Origin of the sequence: Mycobacterium sp. (genome assembly GCF_035499775.1) — a bacterium.
Lineage (GTDB): Bacteria > Actinomycetota > Actinomycetes > Mycobacteriales > Mycobacteriaceae > Mycobacterium.
The window spans coordinates 1-3,744 of sequence record NZ_DATJYB010000158.1 but is presented as its reverse complement, the minus strand read 5'-3'; the positions used below and the strand labels follow the sequence as shown (position 1 = coordinate 3,744).

The window sequence follows — 3,744 nt, the reverse complement described above, 5'->3', positions numbered from 1 at the left end:
GGTACTACAGGTACCTCCGCGACAATCTCGCCACCTACAAGATGACCCAGATTTTCAAGCCCGACGACACGATGCCTGATTCCGAGCTGACGGTGCCGAAGATGCTGGAGATGATGATGATCTCCGGCAACCCGAAGCGCGTGCTCGATCATCTGGTGACGCTGGTGGACGAGATCGGCTGGTTCGGCACTTTGCTTGTCACTCACAAGGACTGGGACAAGCCGGAACTCCATCGCCGCTCGATGCAGCTCATCGCGGAGCAGGTGATGCCACGCTTCGGTCAGCATGTGGCAACACAGCAGGCGGCCGACTGATCTCTGGGGTCACTCGAACTGCGCTTCCGGGATGCCGATCGGTCGCTATCACTGGCGTCGAGTTCGCGCGGCAACCGCGCGGGTGCTGCGGAATCGTCGATATCGTGCCGGCCGGCCCGGTGCGAGGTACCGATCGTCTGAATCCGCACACAACGTCCGCAAGGCGGATCAGGGCTGTCCAAAGCCGAACACGTCGAAGAACACTATGCGGTTTGCCGCGAGCCAGCTTGCGGGCGCATCGCCCAGTTTGCCAACGATGATGGAGCGATCAAGGGTCGCAAGCTTGTCGAACCGCACAACGGACGGGACCTTAAGTCCGGTGCCGGGCTCGGCATCAAGCGTGGCCATATCTGGTCCGCTTCGTGGCACGTACGTGATGAAAGCCACAACAAGGTCGCTTCGGCGGTCGTTATCCCACGAGACGACCAGAGCGGGGCGGCGCTTGTCCCCGGACAGATCGGTGAACGGAAACCGGGTGAGAACGATGGTGCCGAACGGAAACACTCAGCGGGCGCGTTCAACAAGGTCGGAGTCGGAATAGAGATCCGGCTCCTCGGCCAGCCAGTCGAAGGCCTTGCCGGCTCGCGCAATGAGCGCCATCGGCAGATTTTCGTCGATGAATTCGACGGTGACGTGAACCCTGGTGTGTGCCGCGATGCCGCGGCGGGCGAGTTCCGCCGGGATCTCGCCGACCTCGGCGTCGAGAACGATTTGCTGCACGGGCGTATTCCCTGGTTGCATGCAGATACTAACGCTTTCCCGGAAGCCGCGCACGCAGGGAAGCAATGCCGGGACGGGTCGGCAGTGAGCACGGGTCGCTCTCCCGCTGTGGCGGGAACCGTTTGTCAGGATCGGCCGCGGCAACCAAGGTCCGGTTGCCTCACCGCACCTGCCGGTCGGTTACGAATCGGTCCAGCGCCTGCCGGGTTGCCCGGATCGCCTGTTCGCAGTCCGCGATGGCGGCTTCGAGTGCGCCGTAGTCGATCACCGGCCGATCGAACCGGCCGATCAGGGGCAGGCTCGGGGCAGGGGGTTCGGTCGTCTGGGGATCTTCGACCAGCCGCCGTGGCCGGCCGCGGCCCCGCCCAGGCTCCGGCCGGCGCGGTGCGGCGGTGCCGTCACGCAGCGGGGCCAAACCGGCGAGGCCGAACAGCCGCCGCTTGGCCCGGTGCGTCACCTCCACCACGATCCTGTCCGCCGCGAACCCGTCCAGCAGCCCGGTTGCGCCCTTGACCGACATGCCCAGGATGCCGGCGAGCGAGGTCGCCGACAGCAGGGGTGCCGCCACGAGGACATCGACGGCCGCTGACAGCGAAGTCCCGTGCCTCCGCAGCCAGCGCCGCAAGGAAGCGGGCTTCCCAGGGTGTCGTGCCATCGGTCCCCTCCCCGTCCGTCATCTCCTCCGAGCCCATCGCCCGCGCCCCGGTCAGCGGCACCGCGGCGCCGAGCAGCGCGCCCAGCGCCGGGCGGGCGGCGAGATGGCGCTCTGCCGCCTGCACCGCCCCTTCCTGATCGAAGTCGGGCGCCGTGATCCACTGGTGCAGACGAAAGGCGGTGCGGGCAGCGTCGAAGATGGCGCTGCGGTCGACGACATGCAGGGCGGGGTCCATGCGTAGCCGCAGCCCCTCCAGCATCGCCACGAGATGCCAGGGGTCGATCGTAGTCCCGTCCACCGCGGCATGGCGCCGGACCGCCTCCAGCCGGGCCCGGTGGAGGAAGGCCGCCTGCAAAGGGTGACCGGCGAGCGCCTGGTCGAGGCAGGCAATGGCGCCGGCAGCGTCTTCCAGTGCGCCGGCCAGCCCGAGGTGATCCAGGCGCATCAGCGCCGGCGTGGAGACGCTCTACAGCATGCCGTTCCGTTCTGGATCAATGGATTCTTCGCGAAATTACCTAAATCTGTTTTTTGCTTCAAATAGCCCTGATATTGGCGGTTCACCATTCGCAAACCTGTCCCTTTCGTCCCTCACGGAGACTCGCACCCGCTGGGACCGGGGTTCTTGGAAAGGCGTGGCCGCTGGAGAGCGGCCGCCCCCGCTTGGCCCGGCCTTGCGCTGCCCTGACGCGGATCCGCGCGGCCACCTCTGCAAACCGCCGTTTCATCGCATCCTGTTGTCGTGTAAAAATGGGCGAGCGCGTGGCTGCGCTCGGCGTCAGTAGAGTCCAATCCTTCTAGTCTTACTGTGTCACACACGGCCGAGCGTTTGATGATCGTTGGCAGCATGGACAGCGCCGTAAACGACGGGCGGGCGCGCGGGCGATGGCGGTGCGCGATGTGGTCATTGAGGTGGCGACGTAACGTTCAGGCCGGATCGGCAGTGCCATCGGGTCGATAACCTTGGGGTAAGGCAGGTGCCGAGAGGAGTGGCGGTCGCCACTCTGCCAAGGGGGGAATCGTCGCCCGTTCGGCGATCAGGAAGCCGTAGGCGGCAATGCAGAGCGTGGCGTGGTGATGGAAGCCGCGCCATCCGCGGCCCTCGTAGTGGCCAAGACCGAGTTCCTGCTTGAGGTCCTGATAATCGCGCTCGATGCGCCAGCGCAGCTTGGCGAGGCTGACCAGGGCGCGCAACCTGGTGGTCTCGGGCAGTGTGGCGAGCCAGTACCTGGTCGGCTTCGGCTGGTCGTGTCCGTCAATGTGGTGGAAATTCCGGTGTAGCTGAGGCGGCCACGGATCATTCGGCAGCGGTGGCAATCTGGGTGTGCACGTCGTCGATCATCGGCGGTGTGAATTCGGCCATCGCCTCTGTCTGCATGTAGCGATGTTGAAGCTGCCACTCGTCATTGCACTCCATCAGGACGGCGCCGATCAGCCGGATGATGGCGCCCTCGGTGGGAAAGATGCCGACGACGTCGGCACGGCGCTTCACCTCCTTATTCAACCGCTCCAATGGGTTGGTATCGTGTATGAGGACCGCGGTGCCCGCTCGTCTGGCTGGGAACGGTTCACTCCTGGCGTATGGTGCGACCATCCGGGACGAGGGGCACCGGGAGCACGGAAAGTGGGCAGGTCGTTCTATTCAATGAGCCGAGAGCTCGCGTTAGTAGCTGGCCGCCCCTGCGACCTGCCCGGTTGCGCCGAGAGCGCGGATCCGTAGGTGTCGTGTTGCCCACTGCTCCCATCGACCATGTTGAGGGAGGAGCAGCAGATGCGGCGCGTGATCGGCATGGACATCCACCGCACCTTCGCGGAGGTGGTCATCTGGGAGGATGGTCGGCTGTGCCCGGCCGGGCGGGTGGATATGACCCGCGCGGGGCTGGAGGGGTTCGGCCGTAGCCTGGCGAAGGAGGACGAGGTCGTCGTCGAGGCGACCGGCAACGCCATGGCGGCGGTGCGGGTGCTGACGCCCTATGTGGCGCGGGTGATGGTGGCCAATCCGTTGCAGGTAAAGGCGATCGCCCATGCCCGCATCAAGACCGACAAGATCGATGCCGG

General features: G+C 65.7%; 6 protein-coding genes and 3 pseudogenes. 4 read left to right on the top strand and 5 right to left on the bottom strand.

The features are described 5' to 3' along the window. A pseudogene (locus VML93_RS10680) lies at positions 1–314 on the top strand (hypothetical protein); the annotation flags it as partial. Between the two features lie 168 nt (positions 315–482). On the opposite strand, the gene VML93_RS10675 reads toward VML93_RS10680, so the two are convergent. The 3 genes from VML93_RS10675 to VML93_RS10665 form a co-directional block, all read right to left on the bottom strand. Next, positions 483–818, bottom strand: coding sequence for a type II toxin-antitoxin system PemK/MazF family toxin (locus tag VML93_RS10675; protein ID WP_325610374.1), 336 nt, complete (start codon positions 816–818; stop codon positions 483–485). Next, a complete protein-coding gene (locus VML93_RS10670) occupies positions 819–1,034 on the bottom strand; it encodes a hypothetical protein (protein WP_325610372.1) in 216 nt (71 codons plus the stop codon). It abuts the gene before it with no gap. Positions 1,035–1,194: 160 nt separating this feature from the next. Then, complete coding sequence (locus tag VML93_RS10665; RefSeq protein ID WP_325610371.1) at positions 1,195–1,602, bottom strand: hypothetical protein; 408 nt, start codon at positions 1,600–1,602, stop codon at positions 1,195–1,197. Positions 1,603–1,792: 190 nt separating this feature from the next. Here VML93_RS10665 and VML93_RS10660 point away from each other — a divergent pair, with 190 nt between their 5' ends. Further along, positions 1,793–1,930 carry a hypothetical protein gene (locus tag VML93_RS10660; protein WP_325610370.1) on the top strand — a complete coding sequence of 46 codons (138 nt, stop codon included), beginning with the start codon at positions 1,793–1,795 and terminating at the stop codon, positions 1,928–1,930. Between the two features lie 27 nt (positions 1,931–1,957). Beyond that, entirely contained in the window at positions 1,958–2,230 is a 273-nt protein-coding gene (locus tag VML93_RS10655) for a hypothetical protein (protein ID WP_325610368.1), read from the top strand. Between the two features lie 383 nt (positions 2,231–2,613). On the opposite strand, the pseudogene VML93_RS10650 reads toward VML93_RS10655, so the two are convergent. Further along, positions 2,614–2,931, bottom strand: a pseudogene (locus VML93_RS10650) (transposase); the annotation flags it as partial. 52 nt (positions 2,932–2,983) lie between these two features. Next, positions 2,984–3,217 (bottom strand): annotated as a pseudogene (locus VML93_RS10645) (transposase); the annotation flags it as partial. 219 nt (positions 3,218–3,436) lie between these two features. Between VML93_RS10645 and VML93_RS10640 the strand changes: the two are divergent. After that, a partial coding sequence (locus VML93_RS10640) for an IS110 family transposase (RefSeq protein ID WP_414686328.1) occupies positions 3,437–3,744 on the top strand: 308 nt, incomplete at its 3' end.

Excerpts from the sequence above, each read along its gene's own strand:
- VML93_RS10655 (WP_325610368.1), top strand. The coding sequence starts at position 1,958 with ATGCCAGGGGTCGATCGTAGTCCCGTCCACCGCGGCATGGCGCCGGAC.
- VML93_RS10660 (WP_325610370.1), top strand. The coding sequence starts at position 1,793 with ATGGCGCTCTGCCGCCTGCACCGCCCCTTCCTGATCGAAGTCGGGCGC.